This window comes from Ponticoccus litoralis, assembly GCF_039769985.1.
Lineage (GTDB): Bacteria > Pseudomonadota > Alphaproteobacteria > Rhodobacterales > Rhodobacteraceae > Ponticoccus > Ponticoccus litoralis.
In genome coordinates this window covers 123,918-149,353 of the sequence record NZ_JBDNCH010000002.1, presented here as the reverse complement: position 1 = coordinate 149,353, position 25,436 = coordinate 123,918, and the positions used below count along the sequence as shown (strand labels likewise).

At 68.9% G+C, this 25,436-nt stretch carries 22 protein-coding genes and 8 pseudogenes; 23 read left to right on the top strand and 7 right to left on the bottom strand.

The window, feature by feature from the left end:
- The first annotated feature begins 107 nt into the window (after positions 1 to 107).
- The 17 genes and pseudogenes from ABFB10_RS01690 to ABFB10_RS01610 all read left to right on the top strand — a co-directional run bounded on the left by ABFB10_RS01690 (position 108) and on the right by ABFB10_RS01610 (position 15,039).
- Positions 108 to 1,311: pseudogene (locus ABFB10_RS01690) on the top strand (phage portal protein).
- A 1-nt stretch (position 1,312) separates the two neighbouring features.
- Positions 1,313 to 1,531: a GTA head formation protein, RCAP_rcc01685 family gene (locus ABFB10_RS01685; RefSeq protein ID WP_347167907.1), complete on the top strand. Its 219-nt coding sequence runs from the start codon at positions 1,313 to 1,315 to the stop codon at positions 1,529 to 1,531.
- A gap of 80 nt (positions 1,532 to 1,611) precedes the next feature.
- Positions 1,612 to 2,154, top strand: a complete 543-nt coding sequence (locus ABFB10_RS01680) for an HK97 family phage prohead protease (protein ID WP_347165061.1) — start codon at positions 1,612 to 1,614, stop codon at positions 2,152 to 2,154.
- A gap of 30 nt (positions 2,155 to 2,184) precedes the next feature.
- On the top strand, positions 2,185 to 3,363 hold the full coding sequence (locus ABFB10_RS01675) for a phage major capsid protein (RefSeq protein WP_347165059.1): 1,179 nt from the start codon (positions 2,185 to 2,187) through the stop codon (positions 3,361 to 3,363).
- Positions 3,364 to 3,512: 149 nt separating this feature from the next.
- Positions 3,513 to 4,107 (top strand): annotated as a pseudogene (locus ABFB10_RS01670) (head-tail connector protein).
- Positions 4,104 to 4,442 carry a head-tail adaptor protein gene (locus tag ABFB10_RS01665; RefSeq protein WP_347165058.1) on the top strand — a complete coding sequence of 113 codons (339 nt, stop codon included), beginning with the start codon at positions 4,104 to 4,106 and terminating at the stop codon, positions 4,440 to 4,442. The pseudogene ABFB10_RS01670 and the gene ABFB10_RS01665 overlap by 4 nt, the downstream one beginning before the upstream one ends.
- Complete coding sequence (locus ABFB10_RS01660; RefSeq protein ID WP_347165057.1) at positions 4,439 to 4,855, top strand: DUF3168 domain-containing protein; 417 nt, start codon at positions 4,439 to 4,441, stop codon at positions 4,853 to 4,855. The genes ABFB10_RS01665 and ABFB10_RS01660 overlap by 4 nt, the downstream gene beginning before the upstream one ends.
- A gap of 69 nt (positions 4,856 to 4,924) precedes the next feature.
- Positions 4,925 to 5,348 (top strand): annotated as a pseudogene (locus tag ABFB10_RS01655) (phage major tail protein, TP901-1 family).
- A complete protein-coding gene (locus tag ABFB10_RS01650; RefSeq protein WP_347167906.1) occupies positions 5,348 to 5,689 on the top strand; it encodes a gene transfer agent family protein in 342 nt (113 codons plus the stop codon). Before ABFB10_RS01655 ends, ABFB10_RS01650 begins: the two are co-directional and overlap by 1 nt.
- Positions 5,676 to 5,882, top strand: coding sequence for a rcc01693 family protein (locus ABFB10_RS01645; RefSeq protein ID WP_347165056.1), 207 nt, complete (start codon positions 5,676 to 5,678; stop codon positions 5,880 to 5,882). Before ABFB10_RS01650 ends, ABFB10_RS01645 begins: the two co-directional genes overlap by 14 nt.
- A pseudogene (locus ABFB10_RS01640) lies at positions 5,879 to 6,449 on the top strand (phage tail tape measure protein). The gene ABFB10_RS01645 and the pseudogene ABFB10_RS01640 overlap by 4 nt, the downstream one beginning before the upstream one ends.
- 13 nt (positions 6,450 to 6,462) lie before the next feature.
- A complete protein-coding gene (locus tag ABFB10_RS01635; RefSeq protein ID WP_347165055.1) occupies positions 6,463 to 7,095 on the top strand; it encodes a phage distal tail protein, Rcc01695 family in 633 nt (210 codons plus the stop codon).
- Positions 7,095 to 7,979 carry a DUF2163 domain-containing protein gene (locus tag ABFB10_RS01630; RefSeq protein ID WP_347165054.1) on the top strand — a complete coding sequence of 295 codons (885 nt, stop codon included), beginning with the start codon at positions 7,095 to 7,097 and terminating at the stop codon, positions 7,977 to 7,979. The genes ABFB10_RS01635 and ABFB10_RS01630 overlap by 1 nt, the downstream gene beginning before the upstream one ends.
- Positions 7,976 to 8,407, top strand: coding sequence for an NlpC/P60 family protein (locus ABFB10_RS01625; RefSeq protein WP_347165053.1), 432 nt, complete (start codon positions 7,976 to 7,978; stop codon positions 8,405 to 8,407). The genes ABFB10_RS01630 and ABFB10_RS01625 overlap by 4 nt, the downstream gene beginning before the upstream one ends.
- A gap of 3 nt (positions 8,408 to 8,410) precedes the next feature.
- Positions 8,411 to 12,393, top strand: a pseudogene (locus tag ABFB10_RS01620) (baseplate multidomain protein megatron).
- Positions 12,394 to 12,755: 362 nt separating this feature from the next.
- A complete protein-coding gene (gene cysE, locus ABFB10_RS01615; RefSeq protein ID WP_347165052.1) occupies positions 12,756 to 13,565 on the top strand; it encodes a serine O-acetyltransferase in 810 nt (269 codons plus the stop codon).
- Positions 13,566 to 13,632: 67 nt separating this feature from the next.
- Positions 13,633 to 15,039, top strand: coding sequence for a hypothetical protein (locus ABFB10_RS01610; RefSeq protein ID WP_347165051.1), 1,407 nt, complete (start codon positions 13,633 to 13,635; stop codon positions 15,037 to 15,039).
- Between the two features lie 43 nt (positions 15,040 to 15,082).
- On the opposite strand, the pseudogene ABFB10_RS01605 reads toward ABFB10_RS01610, so the two are convergent.
- The 4 genes and pseudogenes from ABFB10_RS01605 to pdhA form a co-directional block, all read right to left on the bottom strand.
- Positions 15,083 to 16,403: pseudogene (locus ABFB10_RS01605) on the bottom strand (pyruvate dehydrogenase complex dihydrolipoamide acetyltransferase).
- Between the two features lie 321 nt (positions 16,404 to 16,724).
- Positions 16,725 to 16,976, bottom strand: coding sequence for a hypothetical protein (locus ABFB10_RS01600; protein WP_347165050.1), 252 nt, complete (start codon positions 16,974 to 16,976; stop codon positions 16,725 to 16,727).
- Positions 16,973 to 18,341 (bottom strand): annotated as a pseudogene (locus tag ABFB10_RS01595) (pyruvate dehydrogenase complex E1 component subunit beta). The gene ABFB10_RS01600 and the pseudogene ABFB10_RS01595 overlap by 4 nt, the downstream one beginning before the upstream one ends.
- 232 nt (positions 18,342 to 18,573) lie before the next feature.
- Complete coding sequence (gene pdhA, locus ABFB10_RS01590) at positions 18,574 to 19,560, bottom strand: pyruvate dehydrogenase (acetyl-transferring) E1 component subunit alpha (protein WP_347165049.1); 987 nt, start codon at positions 19,558 to 19,560, stop codon at positions 18,574 to 18,576.
- A 209-nt stretch (positions 19,561 to 19,769) separates the two neighbouring features.
- Here pdhA and ABFB10_RS01585 point away from each other — a divergent pair, with 209 nt between their 5' ends.
- Positions 19,770 to 20,156: a DUF6924 domain-containing protein gene (locus ABFB10_RS01585; RefSeq protein ID WP_347165048.1), complete on the top strand. Its 387-nt coding sequence runs from the start codon at positions 19,770 to 19,772 to the stop codon at positions 20,154 to 20,156.
- Positions 20,157 to 20,190: 34 nt separating this feature from the next.
- On the opposite strand, the gene ABFB10_RS01580 is transcribed toward ABFB10_RS01585, so the two are convergent.
- Positions 20,191 to 20,493, bottom strand: coding sequence for an FtsB family cell division protein (locus ABFB10_RS01580; protein WP_347165047.1), 303 nt, complete (start codon positions 20,491 to 20,493; stop codon positions 20,191 to 20,193).
- 193 nt (positions 20,494 to 20,686) lie between these two features.
- Here ABFB10_RS01580 and ABFB10_RS01575 point away from each other — a divergent pair, with 193 nt between their 5' ends.
- Complete coding sequence (locus ABFB10_RS01575) at positions 20,687 to 21,022, top strand: hypothetical protein (RefSeq protein WP_347165046.1); 336 nt, start codon at positions 20,687 to 20,689, stop codon at positions 21,020 to 21,022.
- Entirely contained in the window at positions 20,994 to 21,704 is a 711-nt protein-coding gene (locus ABFB10_RS01570) for an alpha/beta hydrolase (protein WP_347165045.1), read from the top strand. The genes ABFB10_RS01575 and ABFB10_RS01570 overlap by 29 nt, the downstream gene beginning before the upstream one ends.
- Positions 21,705 to 21,770: 66 nt before the next feature.
- On the opposite strand, the gene ABFB10_RS01565 is transcribed toward ABFB10_RS01570, so the two are convergent.
- Positions 21,771 to 22,763, bottom strand: a complete 993-nt coding sequence (locus ABFB10_RS01565) for a phosphoglycerate kinase (protein ID WP_430523036.1) — start codon at positions 22,761 to 22,763, stop codon at positions 21,771 to 21,773.
- Positions 22,736 to 22,992 (bottom strand): annotated as a pseudogene (pgk, locus tag ABFB10_RS23920) (phosphoglycerate kinase); the annotation flags it as partial. The pseudogene pgk and the gene ABFB10_RS01565, both read right to left, overlap by 28 nt.
- Positions 22,993 to 23,115: 123 nt before the next feature.
- Here pgk and ABFB10_RS01560 point away from each other — a divergent pair.
- The 3 genes from ABFB10_RS01560 to ABFB10_RS01550 all read left to right on the top strand — a co-directional run bounded on the left by ABFB10_RS01560 (position 23,116) and on the right by ABFB10_RS01550 (position 25,329).
- Entirely contained in the window at positions 23,116 to 23,622 is a 507-nt protein-coding gene (locus tag ABFB10_RS01560; protein ID WP_347165044.1) for a peptidylprolyl isomerase, read from the top strand.
- A complete protein-coding gene (locus ABFB10_RS01555) occupies positions 23,615 to 24,181 on the top strand; it encodes a peptidylprolyl isomerase (protein ID WP_347165043.1) in 567 nt (188 codons plus the stop codon). Before ABFB10_RS01560 ends, ABFB10_RS01555 begins: the two co-directional genes overlap by 8 nt.
- Before the next feature lie 185 nt (positions 24,182 to 24,366).
- Positions 24,367 to 25,329: a DUF3179 domain-containing protein gene (locus tag ABFB10_RS01550; RefSeq protein ID WP_347165042.1), complete on the top strand. Its 963-nt coding sequence runs from the start codon at positions 24,367 to 24,369 to the stop codon at positions 25,327 to 25,329.
- Positions 25,330 to 25,436 lie beyond the last annotated feature (107 nt).

Below are 25,436 nucleotides of genomic sequence, written 5' to 3'. Positions count from 1 at the left end.
CAGGCGATCAAGGACGAGGGACCGGCGGACCGGGGGGCGCAGGCGCTTTTCCGGGGGGCGGTCTGCGGCCCGGTGTTCCCGGGCGCGAAGGCAAAGGAGCGCAACGGATGGTATTCGACTTTCTGCGACGGACCGGCCCTGTCGAGGGTGCGCAGACCGGGGCTCCGCAGGTCAAGGCCTCGGCCACCGGGCGCGTGGTCGCGCATATGACCGGCGGTCGCGTCGCCTGGAGCCCGCGCGATACGGTTTCACTGACCGTGCAGGCCTTTGCGGGCAATCCGGTAGGGTTTCGCGCGGTCAAGCTGATCGCCGAGGCCGCGGCGGCGCTGCCGCTGGTGCTGCAGGACGAGGCGATGCGCTACGAGGCGCATCCGGTGCTGGCCCTGCTGGCGGCGCCGAACCCGGCGCAGGGGCGGGCCGACCTGTTGGAGGCGCTCTTCGGGCAGATCCTGCTGTCGGGCGACGGCTATATCGAGGCGGTCGCGGGCGATGCGGGCCTGCCGCTTGAGTTGCATGTGCTGCGGTCGGATCGCATGTCGGTGGTGCCCGGCGCGGATGGCTGGCCGGTGGCCTACGAATACGCCGTGGGGACGCGCAGGCATCGGTTCAATGTCACGGGACCGGTGTCTTCGATCTGCCACGTCAAGGCGTTCCACCCGCAGGACGACCATTACGGGCTGTCACCCCTGCAGGCCGCCGCGCAGGCGGTGGACGTGCACAACAGCGCCTCGCGCTGGTCGAAGGGGCTCTTGGACAATGCCGCGCGGCCTTCGGGGGCAATCGTCTGGACCGGGGCCGAGGGGCAGGGCCACCTGAGCCCCGCGCAATACGAGCGGCTGACCGCCGAGATGGAGGCCCATCATCAGGGCGCGCGCAATGCCGGGCGTGCCGATGTTGCTGGAAGGCGGGCTGGACTGGAAGCCCATGGGGTTCTCGCCCTCGGATATGGAGTTCCAGAAGACCAAGGAGGCGGCGGCGCGCGAGATCGCGGTGGCCTTCGGGGTGCCGCCGATGCTGCTGGGGATCCTCGGTGAGGCGACCTACACCAACTATGCCGAGGCGCACCGGGCCTTCTACCGCCAGACGGTGCTGCCGCTGGCCTCCAAGGTCACGGCAAGTATCGGGCGCTGGCTGTCGCAGTTCAGCGGCGATGCGGTTGTGCTGAAACCCGACCTCGATCAGGTGCCGGCGCTGGCCGCAGAGCGGGACGCGCAGTGGACCCGGGTCGTGGGTGCGGATTTCCTGACCGCCGCCGAGAAGCGCCGGATGCTGGGGCTGCCCGCGCTGGCCGGGGAGAGCGCGGGTGAGTGAGATGCGCCCCGAGTCCGAGGCCTTTGCCTGCGCGCCGGGGCTGCGGCTGGAGGCGCACGAGCGGCTCAGCAAGTTGCAGTTCGATGCGCTGGACCAGCGGTTCCGGCGGCTGGAGATGCTGATGGAACGGCTGGAGCGGCGGCTTTGGCTGACGGTCTACGGGGTTGCCGGGGTGATCCTGGCGGAGGCCTTTCAGGGTTTCCTGAACGCGGCGCCCTGAGCGGGGGCGGAATTTTCCGAAAATTCCGGGCCGGTTTCTTTGGAAGAAACCGGCGCCAGGAGCCAGCGAAAGGGACAGACATGGATCTGGAGCACAAGTTCTGCCGGTTCGGAGAGGCGGTCACCGTCCTCGAGGGCACCAAGATCGAGGGCTATGCCTCGCATTTCGGGGCCGCCGATCAGGGCAACGATATCGTTGGCAGGGGGGCCTATGCACGATCCCTGAAGCGCCTCGCGGAAGAGGGGCGCGCGGTCAAGATGCTCTGGCAGCACGACCCGGCCCTGCCCATCGGCGTCTGGGACGAGGTGCGCGAGGATGCGCGCGGGCTCTACGTCAGGGGCCGTATCCTCGACACCGTCGAAAAGGGTCGCGAGGCGGCGGCGCTGATCGCGGCGGGGGCCATCGACGGGCTGTCGATCGGCTATCGCACGGTGAAGGCCACGAAGAACGACAGGGGCCAGAGGCTCTTGGAGGAACTGGAGCTTTGGGAGGTGTCTCTGGTGACCTTCCCGATGCTGCCCAGTGCGCGGGTCGCGGCGAAGCGGGACACCCTCGCCGCGCCCGACCTGTGCCAATTGGCGGATGCCCTGGAGGACATGCGCCGGAACCTGGCGGGCGGCTGACGCGCGCCCCTCATGAGGGAAGGAACGACCATGAGCACAGCCGAGACCCAGTCTCGGACCGGGGAAGATGTGTCTCCGGTCTCTCGTGTGATTGCCGCGATGGCGGGACTGATCGGGGATTTCAAGGCCTTGCAGGCCGATCTTCAAGACAAGCTTCAGAAACAGGAAGAGCGACTGACCATGCTGGATCACAAATCCGCCCTGCGGGGCCGCCCGGCGCTGTCGACCCATGTCGAGGTCGAGGCCCCCCACAAGAAGGCCTTTGACGCCTATCTGCGCAGCGGCGATGACGACGGGCTGCGCGGGCTGACGCTGGATGGCAAATCGATGAACACCTCCGTCAATTCGGACGGCGGCTACCTCGTCGATCCAGAGACGGCGGAGATGATCAAGTCGACGCTGGCCTCGACCGCGTCGATCCGGGCGGTGGCGAGCGTGGTGAATGTCGAGGCTTCCTCCTTCGACGTGCTGATCGACCAGAACGACACCGGCGCGGGCTGGGCGGACGAGGCTGCGGCCACCGCCGAGACCGGGACGCCGACGATCGAGCGGATCTCGATCCCGCTCTACGAATTGAACGCCATGCCGAAAGTCAGCCAGCGTCTGCTGGACGACAGCGCCTTCGACGTCGAGGGCTGGCTGGCGGGTCGCATCGCGGACAAGTTCCTGCGCGCCGAGGCTGCGGCCTTTGTCGACGGGGACGGCATCGACAAGCCCCGGGGGTTTCTGGATCACACCACCGTCGCCAATGGCTTCTGGAGCTGGGGCAGTCTTGGCTATGTGACAACCGGCGCGGCGGCGGATCTGGGTGACGGCGACGCGCTGATCGACCTGGTCTACGCGCTGGGCGCCCAGTACCGGGCCGGGGCGACCTTCGTGATGAACTCGAAGACCGCCGGAGCCCTGCGCAAGCTGAAGGATGCCGACGGGCGGCACCTGTGGGCCGACGGTTTCGCGGCGGGCGAGCCGGCGCGTCTTCTGGGCTACGCGGTGCTGATCGCCGAGGACATGCCGGATGCGGGCGCCGATGCCTTCCCGGTTGCCTTCGGCGACTTCTCGGCCGGGTACACCATCGCCGAGCGGCCCGACGTGCGTGTGCTCCGCGACCCCTTCAGCGCCAAGCCGCATGTGCTGTTCTACGCCACCAAGCGCGTGGGCGGCGATGTCAGCGATTTTGCCGCGATCAAGCTGCTGCGCTGCGCCGTCTGAGCCTGACGGGCCGAACCGAGGGCGGGCCGGAGGGCCCGTCCGTCACCCCGGGCGCGCGGGTCCGGTGCCAGTGACCCCTTTGCCGGTGCAACCACGGGCGTCGCGCCTCCGGCCTGCCGGAGGATGGGTCAGGATTTCGGAGAAAAGACATGATGTTGGTGGAAGAAACCCCGGTGTCCGATGCGGCGCTTCCGGTCGACGCCCTGAAAGAGCACCTTCGGATGGGGACAGGCTTTGCCGGGGGTGACCTTCAGGATGGCGTGATGCTCTCTTTCCTGCGGGCGGCGCTTGCGGCCATCGAGGCGCGGACCGGCAAGGCGTTGATCGTGCGAAGCTTTCTTCTGTCGATGGACGACTGGCAGAACCGGGCAAGCCAGCGGCTGCCGATTGCGCCGGTCCGTTCGGTCACCGAGGTCGCCCTCGTCGATGTCCACGGGCAGGCCGGGCTGGTCGATCCTGCCGATTACCGCCTGAAGCCCGATGCCTTCGATCCGGCGCTGCGCGTCGATGCGCGCCGCTTTGCCCGCTGCGCCGCGTGGTGGCTCCGTCGAGTTGCGTTTCGAGGCGGGCTATGGCGAGGACTTCACTGCGGTTCCAGACGACCTGAAGCAGGCCGTCATGCTGCTGGCCGCGCATTACTATGAATACCGGCACGAGACGGCCCTGAGCGAGGGCTGCATGCCCTTCGGTGTCACCAGCCTGATCTCGCGCTATCGCCCGGTCCGCATGGGGCTGAACGGATGAGCCGGGTCACGCTGAACCGGCGGCTGGAGCTGGAGGCGCAACAGCGCACCGAGGACGGTGCCGGGGGCGCGCGGGTGCAATGGCAGAGGCTGGGAACGCTTTGGGCGGCGATACGCCCGCGCAGCGCGCGGATGGCCAGCGGAGAGACCGGGGCCGTGTCCCGCGCCGGGTTCAGGATCATCGTTCGGGGCGCGCCGCAGGGGGCTTCGCGGCGCCCGGGCCCCGGGCAGAGGTTCCGCATGGGCCAGCGTCTGTTTCGGATCGAGGCGGTGACGGAAATGGAGCCGGACGGTCTGTATCTGATCTGTGAATGCGAAGAGGAGGTCCTGCCATGAGCTATGCCATGTCGGCTTCGTTGCAGGCGGCGGTCTATGCCGCCTTGCAGGGCGATGCGCCACTTGGGGCACTGGTGGGCGATGCGATCTACGATGCCCTGCCCGGTGGCACGGTGCCGCCGCTGTATGTCGCGCTGGGTCCCGAGAAGGTGACCGAGGCCGGGGACGGAAGCGGGCCGGGCGCGCTGCATGAATTCGTCGTCTCGGTGGTGACCTCGGACAGCGGGTTCCACGCGGCCAAGGAAGCAGCTGGCGCGGTCAGCGATACGCTGCACGACGGCGCGCTGACGCTGGGTCGCGGGCGGCTGGTGGGCCTGTGGTTCCGCAAGGCAAGGGCCACGCGCGAGAGCGGCGGCCTGAGGCGGATCGACCTGACCTTCCGGGCCCGCCTTGAGGATACCGACCCGGCGTGACGGCGCCGGGCATCGAAACCGCCCGCCCGAGGCGCGGCGCACTGCAACCCGAACGAGTGGAGTGAGACAATGGGTGCTCAGAACGGCAAGGATCTTCTGGTCAAGGTCGACCTGACCGGCGACGGGATGTTCGAGACGATGGCGGGGCTGCGGGCCACGCGCATCAGCTTCAACGCCGAGCAGGTCGACGTGACCACGCTTGAAAGCCGAGGGCGGCTGGCGCGAGTTGCTGGCAGGGGCGGGCGTCAAGTCGGCTGCGATCAGCGGCTCGGGCGTGTTCCGCGATGCGGGCAGCGACGCGCGTGCCCGGCAGGTGTTCTTCGACGGCGAGACGCCGGAGTTCCGGGTGATCATCCCGGATTTCGGCACGGTCGAGGGGCGCTTTCAGGTGACCTCTCTGGACTATGCGGGCTCGCACAATGGCGAGGCGACCTACGAGGTCGCGCTGGCCTCGGCGGGGGCGCTGCAGTTCACGGCACAGCCGGTCGCGTGATGGCCAATCCGTGGCGCGGGGATGTGGCGCTGACCCTCGACGGTCAGCGCCGGGTGATGCGCCTGACGCTGGGCGCCTTGGCCGAACTGGAAGAGACGCTGGACAGCGGCACGTTGGTCGATCTGGTGCAGCGCTTCGAGGGCGGCGGGTTCGGCACGCGGGATGTGCTGGCGCTGATCGTCGCCGGGCTGCGGGGCGGCGGCTGGCAGGGCACGGCGCGCGATCTTCTGTGCGCCGAGATCGAGGGCGGGCCGATGGTGGCGGCGCGGGCGGCGGCAGAGCTGCTGGCGCGGGCCTTCATGCTGCCGGGTGATGCGGTGGGCGCTGATGGCGGGCTTTGACTGGCCGGTCCTGATGCGGGCCGGGATGCGCGGGCTGGGCCTGAACCCCCGGGCGTTCTGGGACCTGACCCCGGCGGAACTGCGGCTGATGCTGGGAGAGGAACGCGGCGCCGCGCCCATGGGCCGGGCGCGGCTGGATGAGTTGATGGCGGTCTTTCCGGACCGCCGGGACAGAAACGGAGATGAGCCATGAGCGACATCGACACCCTGGACGACCTCGACGCGCAGATCGACGCGCTGGAAAGCTCGCTGGGCGGGGCCGCCGGGATGGCGGCGCAGTTCGACGCCGAGATGCGGCGCATCCACGAGACCTTTTCGGCAACGGGTCGGGGCGCGTCGAAGCTGGAAAGCGTCCTCAGTCGCGGCGTGGCGCGGGCCATCGACGGGGCGGTGCTGGACGGAATGAAACTGTCGGACGCCGTGCAGACCGTGGCCCGGTCGATGATCGACGCGGCGTGGAAGGCGGCGGTGAAGCCGGTGGCGGGTCATGCCCTTCGCCAATGGCGGTGTGGTCAGTGGGCCGGTGACCTTTCCGATGCGGGGCGGCACCGGGCTGATGGGCGAGGCGGGCCCCGAGGCGATCATGCCCCTGACCCGTGGCGCCGACGGCAAGCTGGGCGTGCGGGCGGCGGGCGGCGGGCAGCCGGTGACCGTGGTGATGAATATCCAGACGCCGGACGCGCGGTCGTTCGAGCGCAGCCAGAGCCAGATCGCCGCCCGCATGAGCCAGGCGCTTGGCCGTGGCGCCCGCAACCGCTGACAGGAGGCATCAGATGGCGTTCCATGACGTGAGATTTCCCGCCGACCTGAGCTTTGGCTCTTTCGGCGGTCCCGAGCGGCGCACGGATATCGTGACGCTGACAAGCGGCTTTGAAGAGCGCAACACGCCGTGGCAGCATTCCCGGCGGCGCTACGATGCCGGGCTGGGGCTGCGGTCGCTCGACGATGTCGCCGCGCTGATCGACTTCTTCGAGGCGCGCAGCGGTCAATTGTACGGGTTTCGCTGGAAGGACTGGGCCGACTTCAAGTCGTGCAAACCCTCGGCCAGGATTGATGAGGGGGACCAGGTGATCGCCCGGGGCGATGGCGCCACCCGTGCCTTTCAACTGATCAAGACCTATCGTTCTGGCACCGTCTCATACGCGCGTCCGATCACCAAGCCGGTGTCCGGGACGGTCACGGCGGCGGTGCAGAACACGCCGATGCGCGAGGGCGTCCACTTCGAGATCGACCTGACGACCGGGGTGATCACCTTCAACGAGCCGCCACCCGAAAGCGTGGCGGTCACGGCGGGCTTCGAGTTCGACGTGCCGGTGCGGTTCGACACCGACCGGATCAACGTCTCTGTCGCCAGTTTCCGGGCCGGACAGGTTCCGGACGTGCCGGTGGTGGAGGTGCGGGTCTGATGGGACAGGAGGCATTGCACCGACATCTCGGGACCGGGATCGGGACCGTCGCGCGCGCCTGGTCGGTGACCCGGGTGGATGGTGTCCGCTACGGCTTTACCGATCACGACTGTCCGCTGAGTTTCGGGGGCATGACCTTCCGGGCAAACGCGGGGCTGACGGCCAAGGCGCTTCAGCAGGCCACGGGCCTGTCGGTGGACAATACCGAGGCCATGGGGGCGCTGACCGATGCCGCGATCCGCGAAGAGGATATCGCGGCGGGGCGCTTCGACGACGCCGAGGTGACGGCATGGCTGGTGAACTGGGCCGATGTGGAGGCCCGGCGCGTGATGTTTCGCGGCAGGATCGGCGAGATCCGCCGGGGCGCCGGGGCCTTTCACGCAGAGCTGCGCGGACTGACAGAGGCGCTGAACCGCCCGGTGGGCCGGGTCTACCAGCGCCCCTGTTCGGCGGTGCTGGGGGATGGCGCCTGCGCGGTTGACCTGAGCGCGCCGGGATACGTCTACGAAGGACCGCTGCTGGGGGTCGAGGACAATCGCGCCTTTCTGGCGGGCCCTCTGGCGGGCTTCGACGCGGGCTGGTTCCAGCGCGGGCGGCTGGAGGTTCTGAGCGGTGCGGCGCAGGGCCTTGCCGCGGCGATCAAACGCGACCGTACCCGCGCGGCGGGCGACCGTGTCATCGAGATCTGGGAGCCGCTGCGCGCAACGCCGACAGCCGGTGACGTGGTCCGCCTCACGGCGGGATGCGACAAGCGGTTCCAGACCTGCCGCTACAAGTTCGGCAATGTGCTGAACTTTCAGGGATTCCCGGACGTGCCGGAAGAGGACTGGATTGCGGTCTTTCCGGCGCAGGCCAAGGCTCTGGGCGGCGGGAGCCGGCGATGAGCGCGGTGGTCGCCGCCGCGCGCGGCTGGATCGGCACGCCCTACGTGCATCAGGCCAGCCTGCGGGGGGCGGGCTGCGATTGTCTGGGGCTGTTGCGCGGTGTCTGGCGCGAGGTACTGGGGCCGGAGCCGGAGGTCACCCCGGCCTACAGCATGGACTGGTCAGAGCCGCAGGGGGACGAGCGTCTGTGGCGCGCCGCGCTGGCGCATCTGGTCGCAAGACCGTTGGCGCGGGCGGCGCCGGGCGACGTCCTGCTGTTCCGCATGCGCGAGGGGTCGGTGGCCAAGCACGTCGGCATTCAGGCGCGCTGCGATGCGGTTCCCAGCTTTGTCCATGCCTATACCGGGCATGGTGTTGTCGAAAGCGCGCTGAGCGCGCCACTGGCGCGGCGGGTGGTGGCCCGTTTCGCCTTTCCAACCGGAGAATGAGCAATGGCGACGATCCTTCTTTCCGCCGCGGGTGCAGCCCTTGGCAGTTCGCTGGGCGGCTCTGTCCTTGGCCTGTCGATGACGGCGGTCGGACGGTTCATCGGGGCCACCATCGGGCGCAGCCTCGACCAGCGGCTGATGGGGCAGGGCTCTGAGGCGGTCGAGACCGGGCGCATCGAGCGCTTCCGCCTGTCGGGCGCCGGCGAGGGCGCGCCGATCTCGCAGGTCTACGGGCGGATGCGCCTTGGCGGGCATGTCATCTGGGCGTCGGAATTCACCGAGCATGTGGATGAAAGCGGCGGCGGCGGCGGTGGCAAGGGGGCGCCGAAACAGCCCAAGGTGCGGCAGTACAGCTATTCCGTAAGCCTTGCCATCGCCCTGTGCGAGGGCGAGATCACCAGCGTCCAGCGGGTCTGGGCCGACGGTGCAGAGGTCGCGATACGCGACCTGAACATGCGGGTCTACAAGGGCACCCGCGATCAGGCACCCGATCCGACGATCGAGGCGGTCGAGGGCATTGGCGCCGTGCCCGCCTATCGCGGCACCGCCTATGTGGTCTTCGAGGATCTGAACCTGGAGGTCTTCGGCAACCGCGTGCCGCAGTTCAGCTTCGAGGTCACGCGCCCCGATATGGGCGACGGCGATCTGCCCGCGCTGCTGAAAGGGGTGGCGATGATCCCCGGCACCGGCGAATATGCGCTTGCGACGGAGCCGGTCTACATGAGTTACATGGCCGGCCCGGAGGCGCCGCCACCCACGGACAGCCTTTGGACATTTGGCTCGGAGGTTCAGGCGGTCCGACAGACCTCGGGTCCGAAGGTGGCCAATATCAATACGCCCTCGGAAGAGCCGGATTTCAACACCGCGCTCGCGCAGTTGACCGAAGAGGCGCCGCACTGCGGGGCGGCCTCCCTGATCGTCAGCTGGTTCGGCGACGACCTGCGCTGCGGCGATTGCACGATCCGGCCCAAGGTCGAGCAGGCGGAGCACGATGGCGCCACCATGCCGTGGAGCGTCAGCGGGCTTTCCCGCGCAGAGGCCGGGCTTGTGCCGCGCGACGGCGAGCGGCCGGTCTATGGCGGGACGCCCGCCGATGCCTCGGTGATCCAGGCGATCCGGCGGATGCAGGCGCAGGGTCTGGCGGTTCTTTACTATCCCTTCATCCTGATGGACCAGATGGCGGGCAACGGGCTGACGGACCCGTGGAGCGGGGCCACGGATCAGCCGGTTCTGCCGTGGCGCGGTCGCATCTCGCTGAGCGTGGCGCCGGGGCGCGAGGGCTCTCCGGACCGGACCGCGCAGGCGGATGCGGAAGTCGCGGCCTTCTTCGGCACGGCCTCGGCCAGCGACTTCGCGATCGGTTCCGTCAGCGTCGGCTACAGCGGCCCGGACGAGTGGCGCTATCGGCGCTTCATCCTGCATCAGGCGGCCCTTTGCGCGGTCGCGGGCGGGGTGGATTCCTTCTGCATCGGGTCAGAGATGCGCGGTCTGACCCAGATCCGGGGGGCGGGGGCTTTGCCGCCGTGGCAGCCCTGCGCGACCTTGCGGCGGAGTGCCGGGCGATCCTCGGGCCGCAGGTGAAGATCGGTTATGCCGCCGACTGGACCGAGTATTTCGGATATCACCCGCAGGACGGCTCTGGCGACCTGTACTTCCACCTCGATCCGCTCTGGGCCGACGAGACCATCGATTTCGTGGGCATCGACAACTACATGCCGCTGTCCGACTGGCGCGATGGCGACGGCCATGCGGATGCCGGGTGGGGCGCGGTGCACAATATCGACTACCTGCGCGCCAATATCGAGGGCGGCGAAGGCTACGACTGGTATTATCCCTCGCCCGAGGCCTGCGCGGCGCAGCGCCGCGAACCGATCACCGATGGCGCTCATGACGAGCCATGGGTCTGGCGCTACAAGGACATCCGCAACTGGTGGGCGAACCGCCACCACGAACGCATCGGCGGACTCCGGCAGGCGGCGCCGACGGATTGGGAGCCGCAGGGCAAGCCGGTCTGGTTCACCGAACTTGGCTGCGCGGCGATCGACAAGGGCACCAATCAGCCGAACAAGTTCCTCGACCCCAAGTCCTCGGAATCCACTTTGCCCCGCTATTCAAACGGGATGCGAGACGAGACCATCCAGCGCCAGTACCTGCGCGCGATGCTGGGCTATTGGGGCGAGCCCGCGCACAACCCGCTGTCCGAGGTCTACGGCGGCCCTATGCTGGACATGAGTCGCGCCTTCGTCTGGGCCTGGGACGCGCGGCCCTATCCCTGGTTTCCGGGGCTGGGCGCCCTGTGGTCGGACGGCGGCAACTACCGGCGCGGTCATTGGCTGAACGGGCGGGTGTCGGGGCGGACGCTGGCCTCTGTGGTGACCGAGATCTGCCACCGCGTCGGGCTGAGCGATATCGACACCAGCCAGCTGCACGGTTTCGTGCGCGGCTATGTCGTGACCCACGTGCAGGACGCGCGGCGCTCTCTTCAGCCGCTGATGCTGGCGCATGGGTTCGACGCCATCGAGCGCGACGGTGTGCTGGTCTTCCGGATGCGCAGCGGGCGGGGGGCCGTGGACCTCGACCGGGCCGACCTTGCCGTGACCGAGGACATCGAAGGCGACCTGGCAGAGACCCGGGCCGGCGAGGCCGAAATGGCGGGCCGGGTGCGCGTGGGCTTCGTCCTTGCCGACGCGGACCATCAGGTGGTTTCGGAAGAGACCGTCTTGCCGGACGAGCGCACCCACGCGGTATCCGAGACCGGCCTTCAGATGGCGCTGACCCGGGCCGAGGGCCGCCAGACCGCAGAACGCTGGCTGGCCGAGGCGCGGGTGGCGCGCGACACGATGCGCTTTGCCCTGCCGCCCTCGCAACTGGCGCTGGGGGCGGGGGATATCGTGCGGCTGCCGTCCCGGTCGGGGCCGACGCTGGCCCGGATCGACAAGGTCGAGGTCATGGAGCATCAGGTCGTCGATGCCGTCCGCATCGAGCCGGATGTCTTCCAGCCCTCGCAGGTCGACGAGGCCGACGCCCTGCTTCGGCCCTTCGTGCCGGCGGTGCCGGTGACGCCGATCTTCCTCGACCTGCCCTTGCTGACCGGCGAGGAAGTCCCGCAGGCCCCGCATCTAGCCCTGACCGCAGAGCCATGGCCGGGCGCTGTCGCGGTCTATGCCTCTGCGGAGGATGCGAATTACGCGCTGAACACCCTTGTGCCGGGGCAATCGGTGGTCGGCGTGACCGAAAACAACCTGTATGCCGCGCCCCCGGGACGGATCGACCGGGGCGAGGCCGTACATGTCGTCCTGAACGGCGGCGCATTGCAAAGCATCTCGGACGCGGCGCTTCTGGCGGGCGGCAATGTCATGGCCATCGGCGACGGTAGCCCCGGCAACTGGGAGATCTTCCAGTTCCGCGACGCGCAGCTTCTGGCGCCGAACCAGTGGCTTCTGTCGCACCGGTTGCGGGGGCAGGCGGGCAGCGACGGGATCATGCCAGAGGTCTGGCCCGGCGGCTCTATCGTGGTTCTGATGAACGGGATGCCCGGGCAGATTGCCCTGAAGGCGACCGAGCGGCGGCTGAACCGCCACTATCGCATCGGTCCGGCCCGGCGGCCCTATGACGATCCAAGCTACATCCACCGGCAGGGCGCCTTTGACGGCAACGGGCTGCGACCCTACCGGCCCGCCCACCTGCGAGCCGAGGGCACGCCGGGCAGCGACCTTGGCCTGAGCTGGGTGCGGCGCACGCGCATCGAGGGCGACAGCTGGGACGGGCTGGAGGTGCCGCTGGGCGAGGAAAGCGAAAGCTACCTGGTGCGCGTTCAGCAGGGGGAGACGGTGATCCGCGAGACCACCACCGCGACGCCGATGTGGACCTATAGCGCTGCGGCGCAGGGGGACGACGCGATCAGCGGCGCCTTCGATATCCATGTCGCGCAGGTCTCGGCCAGCTACGGACCGGGTCCCTTCGCCCGCCTGACGCTGGGTGCATGAGACCAGCGCGGCGATGTCAGCGCCACGGTGCGGGCCTTGCGGGCCGAGGCGCCCGAGGCGCTGGCGCAGCGGCTGCTGACAGAGGCTCGGCGGCGGACAGGGACCGCCGCCACGCCTGCGCAATGCGGGCGGCGGCGCTTGCCCGCCCGCTTGCCGCCGAGCCCCGGCGTGACGCCCCTGACCACCCAGACCGTCAGTTCCCTGCAATCGAGGCGCCTTCGGCGCGTGCGGTAAGGACCGCCGCGCGGCCCGCACAGGGGGCCTGAACCATCTTCCGCCGCGATCCGGTCTATCACGGATTTGCGTTTCGGCCCGGGGCGACTATCTGCTAGGGTGCCCGGAACAACGGAAGGAAGCCCCCCATGGCCGAAACACGCGCGAAACTGGCCGAAGTCGACCCGGTCTGGGCCCGCATCATGCGGGAAGCCGAGGACGCCGTCAGAGCAGAGCCGCTGCTGGGCGGGATGGTGCATTACTCGATCCTGCACCATCCGACCATCGAGCGGGCGCTCAGCTACCGGATCTCCCTGAAACTCGCCAATGGCGAGATGTCTGAACAGATCATCCGCGAGATCTGCGACGAGGCCTATTCGGCGGAGCCGGAACTGTCCCTGAGCGCGCGCGCCGATATCGCCGCCACCTACGACCGCGACCCGGCCTGCCATCGCTTCCTGCAGCCGCTGCTGTTCTTCAAGGGCTTTCAGGCGGTGCAGGCCTACCGCGTGGCGCATTGGCTGTGGACCGAAGGCCGCCGCGACCTGTCGTATTTCTTCCAGATGCGGTCCTCGGAGGTTTTCGGCATCGACATCCATCCCGCCGCGCGCATCGGCAAGGGCATCATGATCGACCACGCGCACAGCATCGTCATCGGCGAGACGGCGGTGGTGGGCGACAACGTGTCGATGCTGCATTCGGTGACGCTGGGCGGGACCGGCAAGGAAGAGGAAGACCGCCATCCGAAGATCGGCAACGGCGTGCTGATCGGTGCCGGCGCCAAGGTGCTGGGCAATATCCAGATCGGCAGCTGTTCGCGCATCGCCGCCGGGTCCGTGGTGCTGAAGGACGTGCCGCCCTGCAAGACGGTGGCGGGCGTGCCCGCCAAGATCGTCGGCGAGGCGGGATGCGATCAGCCCTCGGTATCGATGGACCAGCTGCTCGGCTTTCAGACCTGACCTGTCACAGGGCGGTCGCCCGGTGCGCCGGGGGGCCGTGACGCCGCTTTGTCGGAAGGGTAGAGCCGTGCCATTCCAGAGCCTTGCAAGGCAGACCGCTGCCCTGTGCCTGCTGGCCCTGCCGGTCGTGGCGCAGGAGACGCTGGTGGTGACAACCGTCGCCGATTCCGGCGAGGGATCGCTGCGCGCGGCGCTGGAGCAGGCCTCGGGGCAGGAGGCGCCCGCGACCATCGTGATCTTCGCCGAGGGCGATATCGCCATCGAGGACACGCTGACCTACAGCGGGCAGGCCCCCCTGTCGCTGTTCGGGAACGCGACGCGGATCACCGCGCAGCGCGATGTGACGCTGCTGTCGCTGACCGGCGGCGCCGATCTCTACATGCGCAACATCCGTCTGGAAGGGCCGGGCGGCTGGGATCTGGAGAACCGCAGCGCCGGACCGGCGGGCAAGGGGCTGTTCGTCGCCCTGAGCGTCGACCAGACCGGCAGCCTGAGCGTCGAGCTCGAGAACGTGCAGGTCACCGGCACGGCAGGGCATGGCATCCATGTCACGGACTGCCTTCGGGCCGAGGATTGCGGGGCGGATGCGGGCGGCCAAGACGGTTCTGCCGCCTCGATCCTTCTGCGCATGAACGGGGCAGAGGTGCTGGGCGCCGGTCGCGGCGCCTTGGGGGCGGACGGCCTGCGGGTGGAGGAGCGCGGCGACGGCGGGATCACGCTGTTGCTGAACAATGTGCGCTTTGCCGAGAATGGCGGCAACGGCATCGCGCTGGACGAGGGGCAGGGCGGCGATGTGGTGCTGCGCTCGTCCGGGTCCGCCTTCGAGACAAACGGCGGCTATTGCGATCCGGACCGGCTGGCGCCCTTCCTGCCCGACCCGCCCGGGGCCAGCTTCGATCCCGGTGCGATGGCACGGGACGCCATCCCCGGCGCGGTCGGCGGCTCGCCGGAGGATGCCTGTTTCGAGCGCAGGGTGGCGTTGCACGGCGACGGGTCGGTGGCGGACTACGCCTTTGCCCTCAAGGCCGGTGACGGCGTCGAGATCCACGAGGCCGGGTCCGGCGCGATCCATGCGCTGATCGAGCGGGCCGGGGTGATCGGAAACTTCGGTGCGGGGCTGGATTTCGCCGAGACGGGCGGGGGCGACATCCGGTCCACCCTGATCGGCACCTTCGCGCGCGACAATGCGGGCGACGCCTACGGGCACCGCGAAACGGGACCGGGCGCGGTGACCGGCGCTTTGGCGGGCGCGGTGGCGGAGGGCAATGGCGGCCGGGGGTTTGTCTTCGCGGAAGAGGGCGCGGGCGATCTGACCGTGACGGGCTACCGGCTGCGCAGCCAGTACAACAACGGCGAGGGGCCGGGGGTGGAAGCGCTGCAGCTGGGGGCCGGAACCGGGGCCGTCACGCTTGGCCAGAGCCAGATCAGCGACGGCGTCGAGGGGGACGGTGTCGCGGTGACGCTGGACGAGTGACGCCGGGGCGGGCCGGTTTCGGGCTGGCGGGCGCGCTGTCGCCTCAGGCCAGCATGACCAGCGGATTTTCCAGGGCCTCGACGATGGCGGCCAGCAATTCCGCGCCGAGCGCGCCGTCGATGACCCGGTGATCGACGCTGAGCGTGGCGGTCATGACGGTCGCGACACCCAGGCCGCCGTCCTCTGTCACCACCGGCTTCTTCACCCCGGCGCCCACCGCCAGAATCGCCCCGTGGGGCGGGTTGATCACCGCGTCGAAGCTGTCGATCCCGAACATCCCGAGGTTCGAGATGGCAAAGCTGCCGCCCTGATACTCCTGCGGTGCCAGCTTGCGGTCGCGGGCGCGGGCGGCGAGGTCCTTCATCTCTGCCGAGAGGGCCGAGAGGCTCTTGGCCTGTGCATCGCGCAGAACCGGGGTGAAAAGCCCGCCCTCGACGGCGACCGCCACGGCCACGTCCGAAGGCTCCAGCTGCAGGATGCGGTCGCCCGCCCAGACGGCGTTGGCGGCGGGCACCTGTTGCAGCGCATGGGCGCAGGCCTTGATGATGAAGTCGTTGACGCTGAGCTTCACGCCGCGCGCGGCAAGGCCGGCATTCATCTGCGCCCGCAGGTCGAGCAGCGCGTCGAGACGGATGTCGCGGCGCAGGTAGAAATGCGGGATGGTCTGCTTGGCCTCGCTCAGACGGTCGGCGATGGTGCGGCGCATCCCGTCGAGCGCGATCTCGCGGTGCGGGCGGTCGGCATAGAGCCGCGCCACGTCCCCGGTGGCGGCTGGCCGGGAGGGGACGGGTGTCTGCACGGGCGCCTGCGGCGGGCTCTGCGTGGCGGCGGGGCGCGTTTCGGCGGTCTCGACATCGGCGCGGACGATGCGGCCGCGCGGGCCCGAGCCAGTCAGCGCCGAGAGATCGATGCCGCGATCCGCGGCGATGCGCCGGGCCAGCGGCGAGGCGAAGACCCGCGCGCCGTCCCGGCCCTGCGGGGCGGGGCGGGCGGCCTTCTCGCCGGCCCCCTGCGGGGCCACCTCGGCGAGCCGCGGTTGCCCCGGCGGCGGATGGCGCCGTGTCGGCCCCGGCGGCGGCAACCGGCGCGGCTGCGGCGCTGTCGAGATCCCCGGCGCGCTCGCCCTCGGCCAGAAGCAGGGCGATGGGCGTGTTGACCGCCACGCCCGCCGTGCCCTCGGGTACGAGGATCGCCCCCACCGTGCCCTCGTCCGCGGCCTCGAATTCCATCGTGGCCTTGTCGGTTTCGATCTCGGCGATCACGTCGCCGGAGGCGACGCTGTCGCCTTCCTTCACCAGCCAGCGGGACAGGGTGCCATCTTCCATGGTGGGCGAGAGCGCGGGCATCAGGATCTGGATCGGCATGGGTCGGCTTTCGTGGCGGGGTGGGGTGCGAGAGGCGCTGCCTCTCGCGCTCTCCGGGATATTTTCAGACAGAAGAAGGCAGGGCGGCGATGGAAGGCAGGGGCGTGACGTCATGGGGCGCGGGCGGGGGCTTTCCCTGCGCGCGGGGGCTTGCGGCGGGGGCGCGCCGTGCGGCGATGCCTTTGTCGGCCTGCGGTTGGCGGGGGTGGGGGCCGGGGCGCCGGTCGCCGGACATCAGGTCGTCCGGCACGGGTGCGGCGCCATGGGCGGCCTTTCCCCGGCAGGCGTGCTGCGCGATATCGCCACCCCGGACCTGCGGGGTCATGTCGCTGCCCCGGTCAGCTGGATGCGGTCGAAGGGGGCGGGGGGCGTGCGGCCCCGCGACAGGGTTTCGAGGGCCTGCGCGATCTCTGAGGCCTGCGCGGCGATCCATTCCTCGGCATCGGTCTGCGCGGTGCTGCCGGTCTGATCGGCCACCAGTTCGGCGGGGATCAGCCCGTGGGTTTCGCCGCCCCGCAGGGCCACGCGGTAGCCGCCCCTGCCGTCCGGGCCGTCGAGTTCGAGGGGGCTCATCTGTAGGTTACCTTTCTCACCGCCTCGATGACCTCGTCGGTGGTCACCAGCGCGTGTTTCTCGAGGTTGGCCGCATAGGGCATGGGCACGTCCTTGCCGGTCAGGTTGATCACCGGGGCGTCCAGCCAGTCGAAGGCCTGTTCCATCAGCACCGCCGAGATGTGGTTGCCGATGGCGCCGACCGGGAAGCCCTCTTCGATGGTGACACAACGGTTGGTCTTTTGCACGGAGGCGATCACCGTCGCGGTATCCATCGGGCGCAGGCTGCGCAGGTCGACGACCTCGGCGCTGATGCCCTCCGCCGCCAGTTTCTCTGCCGCTTCGAGCGCGTAGGTCATGCCGATGCCGAAGCTGACCAGCGTCACATCCGTGCCCTCGCGCCAGATCCGGGCCTTGCCGAAGGGCACGGTGTAATCGTCCAGCCGGGGGACCTCGAAGGAGCGGTACGTAGAGGATCTCGTTCTCGAGGAAGATCACCGGGTTGGGGTCGCGGATCGCCGATTTCAGCAGGCCCTTGGCGTCCGAGGCGGAATAGGGCATCGCCACCTTCAGGCCGGGGATGTGGCTGTACCAGGCGGCGTAGTCCTGGCTGTGCTGGGCGCCGACGCGGGCGGCGGCGCCGTTGGGGCCGCGAAAGACGATGGGACAGCCCATCTGGCCGCCGGACATATACAGCGTCTTGGCGGCGGAATTGATAATCTGGTCAATGGCCTGCATGGCGAAGTTGAAGGTCATGAACTCGACCACGGGCTTCAGCCCGCCGAAGGCCGCGCCGACGCCGATCCCGGCAAAGCCGTGTTCCGTGATCGGCGTGTCGATCACCCGGCGGGCGCCGAATTCGTCCAGCAGGCCCTGGCTGATCTTGTAGGCGCCCCGGTACTCGCCCACTTCTTCACCCATCAGGAAGACATCGCCGTCGGCCCGCATCTCCTCGGCCATGGCATCGCGCAGCGCCTCGCGGACGGTCTGCTTCTTGACCTTGGTGCCCTCGGGCCACTCCGGCTGCATGCGGGCGGGTTCGGGATGCGCCTCGGCCGCCGCCGGTGCGCTTTCCGAGGTCAGAGTCCTGTCGGCGGGCACCGGCTGCTGCGCGGGGCCGGAGGGCGCGGCCCGGGCGCTTTCGCCCTCTTCGACCAGCACGGCAATGGGGGTGTTCACCGCCACATTCGCCGTGCCTTCGGCCACCAGCAGGCGCCCGACGATGCCCTCGTCGACGGCTTCGAACTCCATCGTCGCCTTGTCGGTCTCGATCTCGGCGAGGATATCGCCAGAGGACACGCGGTCGCCCTCTTTCACCAGCCATTTCGCCAGGGTCCCTTCCTCCATCGTCGGAGAAAGTGCGGGCATTAGGATTTCTGTCGCCATATTAGGGGGTTACTCCGTAAAGCTCGCGCGGAACGCTGTCATCGCGGCAATCGGGCGAACGGCCCGTGCGCGCGTGTGGTCGCCCTTCGGGCCCGGGCCGGGCCGGTCGGTCGCCTTGGTGGCCGTGCAGGCCCCGGCCGCATCCTGCGCGGGGGCGGACAAGGGCGGCGTGGCAGGAAGAAGGGGCAGTCGGGTCACGGCAAACCTCCCGTCGGCGTGGGGGAAAGGGCGCTCAGGCCTCTGCGTAGATGTCGGTGTACAGTTCGTCGAGCGGCGGCTCGGGGCTTTCGCGGGCGAAATCGGCGGCCTCGGACACCACGGCCTTGATTTCCTTGTCGATGGCCTTGAGGTCGTCCTCGGACGCGTGTTTGCCCTGCAAGAGCATTTCGCGGACGTGGTCGATGGGATCGCGTTCCTCGCGCATCTTCTGCACCTCTTCACGGGTGCGGTACTTGGCCGGGTCGGACATGGAATGGCCGCGATAGCGGTAGGTCTTGACCTCGAGGATGTAGGGACCCTTGCCGGCGCGGCAGTGTTTGACCGCCTTTGCGCCCGCGTCGCGGACCGCAAGCACATCCATGCCGTCGACGATTTCCCCGGGAATGCCAAAGGCCTGGCCCCGGGTGTATAGGTCGGGCGTCGAGGTCGAGCGGGCCTGCGCCGTGCCCATGGCATACTGGTTGTTCTCGATCACGAAGATCACCGGCAGCTTCCACAGCGCGGCCATGTTGAAGGTCTCGTAGACCTGACCCTGATTCGCGGCGCCGTCGCCGAAATAGGTGAAGGTCACGCGATCGGTGCCGCGGTACTTGTCGGCAAAGGCCAGCCCCGCGCCCAGCGGCACCTGCGCGCCGACGATGCCATGGCCGCCGTAGAAGTCCTTCTCGCGGCTGAACATATGCATGCTGCCGCCCTTGCCCTTGGAATAGCCGCCCTCGCGACCCGTCAGTTCGGCCATGACGCCCTTGGGGTCCATGCCGCAGGCCAGCATGTGGCCGTGGTCACGGTACGAGGTGATGCGCTTGTCGCCCGCGTCCGCCGCGGCCTCGAGCCCGACGACAACCGCCTCCTGACCGATATACAGGTGGCAGAAGCCGCCGATCAGCCCCATGCCGTAGAGCTGCCCGGCCTTCTCTTCGAAGCGGCGGATCAGCAGCATGTCGCGATACCAGGCCCGAAGCGTGCCTACCGGGACATTGGATGCCTTGCGCGGCGCCATGGCCTCTCCTCCCAAGGAATGGTTTAGCGTTGAACGGTCCGGCAGAGCCTAGCGCGATGACATCGCGCCGTAAAGCGTCCGCAAGATTGTTTCACGCTGCACCTGCGAAGCTGCTTTTTATTTTTCGCGCGGCGGAAACCCCCGTGATCATCGCGCGTTCCCCGTGGCGAAACGCGCATTTGATGCGCACTTTATGAGTGAGTGATCCCATGGACGACGAGACGATCAAACTGATCCGCACCGACTACAGCGACGATACCGCGTGGGAGGCGCTGACAGAGGTGGCGACCCGCGAAAATGCCATCGGCTTTGCCGGGGAATTCGACCTTGTCGAGGACCCGGAGCTTGACGGGATGGAGCCTGTCGACCTGGCCGAGCGGTTCCCCGACGACGCGATCCTGCTGATCGCCGACGACCATGCCTTCAGCGACCAGACATGGCCGATCCTGTGCTACGATACCGAAAGCGACCGCGAGTTCCGGGTGCCGGCCAAGGACGCATGGGGCGTCGAAAGCAACCTCGGCACCGGCACGATGGATTTCGAAGACATGCTGGGCATGACCGACGAGGACGGCGTCTTCATGGTTCCGGCATAGGCCGGGCAGGGCGCTGCGGGCCGCCCGCGGCGCGTCAGTTCACCACGATCTCGTCGGTCCGCACGAGGCCCAGCACATCGCGGGCCTGCTGGTCCAGCAGGTCGAGGTCGAGGAACTCGTCCGACAGCCGGTGGGTCAGGTTCTCCAGCCGCGCGACCTCCTGGTTCACGGCGGCCAGTTCCGCCGTCAGCCTCTGGCCCTCGGACACGATCTCGGCCCGGCGGAACAGGCCAAAGTCGCCCTGCACGGCGGCGAAGGTGAAATAGGCGGTCAGCGTCAGCGTCAGCGTGAAGAAGACAAGGACGCCAAGGGTCGGGCGGGCTTTGCGGGTGGTCATGTCTCGGGCCTCGGTTGCGCCTCTTGCGTGGGCGCGTGGCGGCGATGGTCGCATGGCCGCAGGGCGGGGAAAAGGGGCCGCGATCCGCCCGGCTCGAATCCAGCTCGGTCAGCGTTGCATTCCTGCCAGTGCGAAGAGCGCGGCGGGGGAGAATGCCTCTGGTCAACGGGGGGCAGCGCTGTAGCATGCGCGCATGACTCGGCTTGCCATTCTCCTCTGCTGCCTGATGGTCCTGCCGGGCTGTGCCGCGCGTGGCGTCATGTCGGTCGTGCCGCCGGGCACCGGGACCGCCGGTGTGGTGCAGCCGGTTTTCGTCGCCTCGAACCGGCACGCGGCGTCGAACACGCCGAATGCGCTGGAGATGCTCTTCGGGCAGGATTTCGGCGACAGCCGCAATTTCAGGATGCACTATGCGCGGGTCGGGGTGTCGATCCCGCCCACCCATGCCGAGGGCCGTATCGAATGGCCCGGCAGCGCCCCCGGACCCGGCGCAGCATTTCGTGACCGTCGAGCAGACCCTCTACGATGACGCGCCAAGCTTTCTTGCGGCCTTGAAGGCGGCGGAGCCACCGGGCGCGACCGAGGTCGTGGTCTTCGTGCATGGCTTCAACGTCAACAATGCCGAGGCGGTCTACCGGCTGGCGCAGATCGCCCATGATTTCGAGGCGGGGGTGCCGGTGGTGACCTATTCATGGCCCTCCGCAGGCAGCCCGCGCGGCTACGTCTACGACCGCGACAGCGTGATCTTCTCGCGCGACGGGCTCGAATCGCTGCTGCGCATGCTGACCGAGGACAATCGCCGGGTGCTGCTGGTGGCCCATTCCATGGGCAGCCAGCTGGTGATGGAAACGCTGCGGCAGATCTCGATCTCGGGGCACAGGGCGCCGCTGGAGCGGATTTCGGGCGTGGCGCTGATCAGTCCCGACATCGACGAGGATGTCTTTGTGCAGCAGGCGCACCGGATCCGGCCCTTTCCGCAGCCCTTCGCGCTGATGGTGTCGCGGCAGGACCGGGCGCTGAACCTGTCGTCGTGGATCACCGGCACGCCGTCGCGGCTGGGGTCGATCAGCAACCCGGCGCGGCTGAGGGGTCTGCCGGTGCAGGTCATCGACCTGTCGGGCTATCGCGGCGGCGACCGGACGGGCCACAGCACCGCCTTCACCGCCCCGGCGGCGATCCAGTTGCTGAAGACCCTCGACGTCGGCGGCTAGGGGCCGGAAATCGCGACGATTTCCGGCGCAAATTCCGGGGCGGAATTTGCCCGCCCCGCCGCTGCTTCACAGTTCGTCGTCGGGCTCGGGCGCCTCGCCGGTGTCGAGGGCCGCGACGCCCGGCAGCTCCTTGCCCTCCATCCACTCGAGGAAGGCGCCCCCGGCGGTGGAGATGTAGGAGAAATCCGAGGCCACCCCGGCCTTGTTCAGCGCGGCCACCGTATCGCCACCGCCGGCGACAGAGACCAGCTTGCCCTGTTCGGTCAGCTCTGCCGCGTGTTTCGCGGCGGCATTGGTGGCGGTGTCGAAGGGCTCGATCTCGAAGGCGCCCAGCGGGCCGTTCCAGATCAGCGTCTTGGCGCGGTCGAAGGCCTGCGCCACATGCGCCACGCTGTCGGGACCGGCGTCGAGGATCATCGCGTCCGCCGGGCAGTCCTCGGCCCTGACCACCTCGCTTTCGGCGCCCGCCTTGAATTCGCGCGCCACCACGACATCGCGGGGCAGCAGCACCTCGCAGCCGGTTTCGGCGGCCTTGGCGGCAATCGCGCGGGCGGTCTCGGCCATGTCGTGCTCGCAGAGTGATTTGCCCACGTCCACGCCCTGTGCGGCGAGGAAGGTGTTCGCCATGCCGCCGCCGATCACCAGGATATCGACCTTCTCGACGAGGTTGCCCAGGAGGTCGAGCTTGGTCGAGACCTTGGCCCCGCCCACGACGGCCACCACCGGACGCTCGGGGGTGCCGAGCGCGCTTTCCAGCGCCTCCAGCTCTGCCTGCATCAGCCGCCCGGCACAGGCGGGCAGCAGATGCGCCAGCCCGGTGGTCGAGGCATGGGCGCGGTGCGCCGCCGAGAAGGCGTCGTTGCAGTAGACGTCGCCCAGCTCTGCCATGGCCTGCGCCAGCGCCGGGTCGTTCTTTTCCTCGCCCGCATGAAAACGGGTGTTTTCCAGCAGCGCAACCTGGTTCTCGCCCAGCCCGTCGATGACCGCCTGCGCGGCGGGACCGATGCAATCGGCGGCAAAGACCACCTCGACGCCCAGCACGGCCTCGAGCGCGGGGATCAGCGGTTGCAGGCTCATGTCGGCGCGGCGCTCGCCCTTGGGGCGGCTCGAAATGCGCTAGCAGGACGGGCTTGCCGGACTTGTCCAGAATGGTCTGGATGGTGGCGGCGATGCGCTCGATCCGGGTGGTGTCGGTGACGGTCCCGTTCTCGACGGGTACGTTGATGTCGACCCGGGTCAGCACGCGTTTGCCGTCGAGGTCCATGTCGTCGAGGGTCTTCCAGGCCATTGCGTTCTCCCGTCTGCGGTCCGTTCCCGAGGTCTGCCTTGAAGCGCGGCGCGCGTCAACGCCGTCTTGGCAAGGCGGCCCGCAGGGATTACCTGTGGGCGCGACATCCAATGGGAGAGACAGATGGCCGAGATCAAGGACCCCGAGAACACCATCGTGATGGAGCTGAAAGACGGCACCGTCACGATCGAACTGCTGCCCGACGTGGCGCCCAAACATGCCGAGCGCATGAAGGAGCTGGCCCGCGCCGGAGCCTATGACGGGGTGGTCTTTCACCGCGTGATCGACGGCTTCATGGCGCAGACCGGCGACGTCGAGCACGGCAATGCGGACAAGGAATTCAACATCCGCCGCGCCGGGACCGGCGGGTCGGAGCTGCCGGACCTGCCGGCGGAATTCTCCAAGCTGCCGCACGATCGCGGCACGCTGGGCGCCGCGCGCTCGCAGAACCCGAATTCGGCGAATTCGCAGTTCTTCATCAACTTCAAGGACAACCACTTCCTGAACGGGCAGTACACGGTCTATGGCCGCGTCGTGTCGGGCATGGAGCATGTGGATGCGATCACCCGGGGAGAGCCGCCCGCGAGCCCCGACAAGATGATCAGCGTCAAGGTGGCCGCCGATGCGTAACCTTCTGACCGCAGGCGCGCTTGCGCTGCTGGCCGGGCAGGCCGGGGCGGCGGGGCTGGAGATCACCGTCGCCGGTGAAGGCGGCGAGAAGGGCACCGTGAGCATCGACCTGCTCGAGGACGTGGCGCCCAAGCACGTCGAACAGCTGACCGCGCTGGCCTCGGACGGGGCCTATGACGGTGTGGTCTTCCACCGCGTGATCGAGGGCTTCATGGCCCAGACCGGCGACGTGCAGTATGGCGCGTCGGGCGCCGAGGGCTTCGACATGCGCCGCGCCGGCATGGGCGGTTCCGAGCGGCCCGACCTTCCGGCAGAGTTCTCGGACATCTCCTTCGACCGGGGCGTCGTGGGCATGGCGCGGTCGCAGAACCCGAACTCGGGCAACTCGCAGTTCTTCATCATGTTCGAACCCGGTCCCTTCCTGAACGGCCAGTACACGGTCGTGGGACGGGTCACCGAGGGCATGGATGTGGTGGACCAGATCAAGCTGGGCGAGGGCCGCAACGGCGAAGTCATGGGCGAGCCCGACCGCATGGTCAGCGTGACCGTCACCGACTGACGGGCGGGGCCGATCCGGCGGTCCCAGCTGGCGCCGGGGCAGGGTGATCGGCCCTCCTCCTGTCCTCCTCCCGGACCCGGGAGGTGGGGCCCCATTCAGGCCGACCCCGACACCCGGGCGTCGGTCTTTTTTGTGGCCGCAACGGGCGCGGCGCGGCAGACTGTCCGGGCAAGGGGGAGCTTCGCATGCGCTTTGTGACGATGTTTGTAGGCCTGTGGCTGGCCGGGGCGGTCTGGGCCGAACCGTCCCTCTGGCGCGACGAATGGTCCGAGACGGATTTCGAGCGGACCACGGTGGAGAACTGGGCCGAGATCATCTCGGGCGGGCCGCCAAGGGACGGCATACCCGCGCTGTCCGATCCGCAATTCATCGAGGTGCCGGCGGAAAGCCGCATTGCCCCGGGCGAGCCGGTGATCGCGGTCGAGATCGCGGGCCAGCGCCCGCGTGCCTATCCGATCCGATACCTGATCTGGCACGAGATCGTGAACGACCAGATCGGCCCGATTCCTGTGGCCGTGACCTTCTGCCCGCTGTGCAACTCTGCCCTGACCTTCGACAGGCGGGTCGGCGGGCGGGTGCTGAGCTTCGGTGTCTCGGGCAAGCTGCGCAACTCGGACATGATCATGTACGACCGCGAGACGCAAAGCTGGTGGCAGCAGGCGGTGGGCACCGGGATCGTCGGGCAGATGACGGGCGAGGGGCTGGAGTTGCTGCCAAGCTGGATGGAAAGCTGGGAGGCCTTCGCGGCCCGGCACCCGCAGGGGCTGGTGATGGCCGAACCGCCGTGGAACCGCCCCTATGGCCGCAACCCCTACGCCGGTTACGATTCGTCGAAGCGGCCCTTTCTGTATTCCGGAGAGATGCCGCCCAATGGCGTGCCGCCGCTGGTGCGTGTCGTGCGGGTCGGCGACCGCGCCTGGCCGATGACCCGGCTGGCAAAGGCGGGGGTGCTGCGCGAGGCCGGGCTAGCGCTGTCGTGGGTGCCCGGTCAGGCCTCTGCCCTGGATGCGGGAACGATCGCGGCGGGGCGGGACGTCGGCTCTGTCCGGGTGCGCGACGGAAAGGGGCGCGACGTGCCGCATGACGTGCTTTTTGCCTTTGCCTTCCACGCCTTCTGGCCGGACGGGACGTGGATGCTGGGCGAATAGGCGGGGCGTTCCGGGGCGTCTGGCCCTGTCGTCGCGATCCCGCTTGCAGGGGCGGTGCGGGCCGGTCAGCGGCGTTGAGCCGGGGACTGGCCCGGCACCGCAGGTCC

What these genes read in the sequence shown, in the direction of transcription:
- ABFB10_RS01685 (WP_347167907.1), top strand. Translation starts at nt 1,313, where the DNA reads ATGCGCCCCGAGTCCGAGGCCTTTGCCTGCGCGCCGGGGCTGCGGCTG.
- ABFB10_RS01680 (WP_347165061.1), top strand. Translation starts at nt 1,612, where the DNA reads ATGGATCTGGAGCACAAGTTCTGCCGGTTCGGAGAGGCGGTCACCGTC.
- ABFB10_RS01675 (WP_347165059.1), top strand. Translation starts at nt 2,185, where the DNA reads ATGAGCACAGCCGAGACCCAGTCTCGGACCGGGGAAGATGTGTCTCCG.
- ABFB10_RS01665 (WP_347165058.1), top strand. Translation starts at nt 4,104, where the DNA reads ATGAGCCGGGTCACGCTGAACCGGCGGCTGGAGCTGGAGGCGCAACAG.
- ABFB10_RS01660 (WP_347165057.1), top strand. Translation starts at nt 4,439, where the DNA reads ATGAGCTATGCCATGTCGGCTTCGTTGCAGGCGGCGGTCTATGCCGCC.
- ABFB10_RS01650 (WP_347167906.1), top strand. Translation starts at nt 5,348, where the DNA reads ATGGCCAATCCGTGGCGCGGGGATGTGGCGCTGACCCTCGACGGTCAG.
- ABFB10_RS01645 (WP_347165056.1), top strand. Translation starts at nt 5,676, where the DNA reads ATGGCGGGCTTTGACTGGCCGGTCCTGATGCGGGCCGGGATGCGCGGG.
- ABFB10_RS01635 (WP_347165055.1), top strand. Translation starts at nt 6,463, where the DNA reads ATGGCGTTCCATGACGTGAGATTTCCCGCCGACCTGAGCTTTGGCTCT.
- ABFB10_RS01630 (WP_347165054.1), top strand. Translation starts at nt 7,095, where the DNA reads ATGGGACAGGAGGCATTGCACCGACATCTCGGGACCGGGATCGGGACC.
- ABFB10_RS01625 (WP_347165053.1), top strand. Translation starts at nt 7,976, where the DNA reads ATGAGCGCGGTGGTCGCCGCCGCGCGCGGCTGGATCGGCACGCCCTAC.
- cysE (WP_347165052.1), top strand. Translation starts at nt 12,756, where the DNA reads ATGGCCGAAACACGCGCGAAACTGGCCGAAGTCGACCCGGTCTGGGCC.
- ABFB10_RS01600 (WP_347165050.1), bottom strand. Translation starts at nt 16,976, where the DNA reads ATGAGCCCCCTCGAACTCGACGGCCCGGACGGCAGGGGCGGCTACCGC.
- pdhA (WP_347165049.1), bottom strand. Translation starts at nt 19,560, where the DNA reads ATGGCGCCGCGCAAGGCATCCAATGTCCCGGTAGGCACGCTTCGGGCC.
- ABFB10_RS01585 (WP_347165048.1), top strand. Translation starts at nt 19,770, where the DNA reads ATGGACGACGAGACGATCAAACTGATCCGCACCGACTACAGCGACGAT.
- ABFB10_RS01580 (WP_347165047.1), bottom strand. Translation starts at nt 20,493, where the DNA reads ATGACCACCCGCAAAGCCCGCCCGACCCTTGGCGTCCTTGTCTTCTTC.
- ABFB10_RS01575 (WP_347165046.1), top strand. Translation starts at nt 20,687, where the DNA reads ATGACTCGGCTTGCCATTCTCCTCTGCTGCCTGATGGTCCTGCCGGGC.
- ABFB10_RS01560 (WP_347165044.1), top strand. Translation starts at nt 23,116, where the DNA reads ATGGCCGAGATCAAGGACCCCGAGAACACCATCGTGATGGAGCTGAAA.
- ABFB10_RS01555 (WP_347165043.1), top strand. Translation starts at nt 23,615, where the DNA reads ATGCGTAACCTTCTGACCGCAGGCGCGCTTGCGCTGCTGGCCGGGCAG.
- ABFB10_RS01550 (WP_347165042.1), top strand. Translation starts at nt 24,367, where the DNA reads ATGCGCTTTGTGACGATGTTTGTAGGCCTGTGGCTGGCCGGGGCGGTC.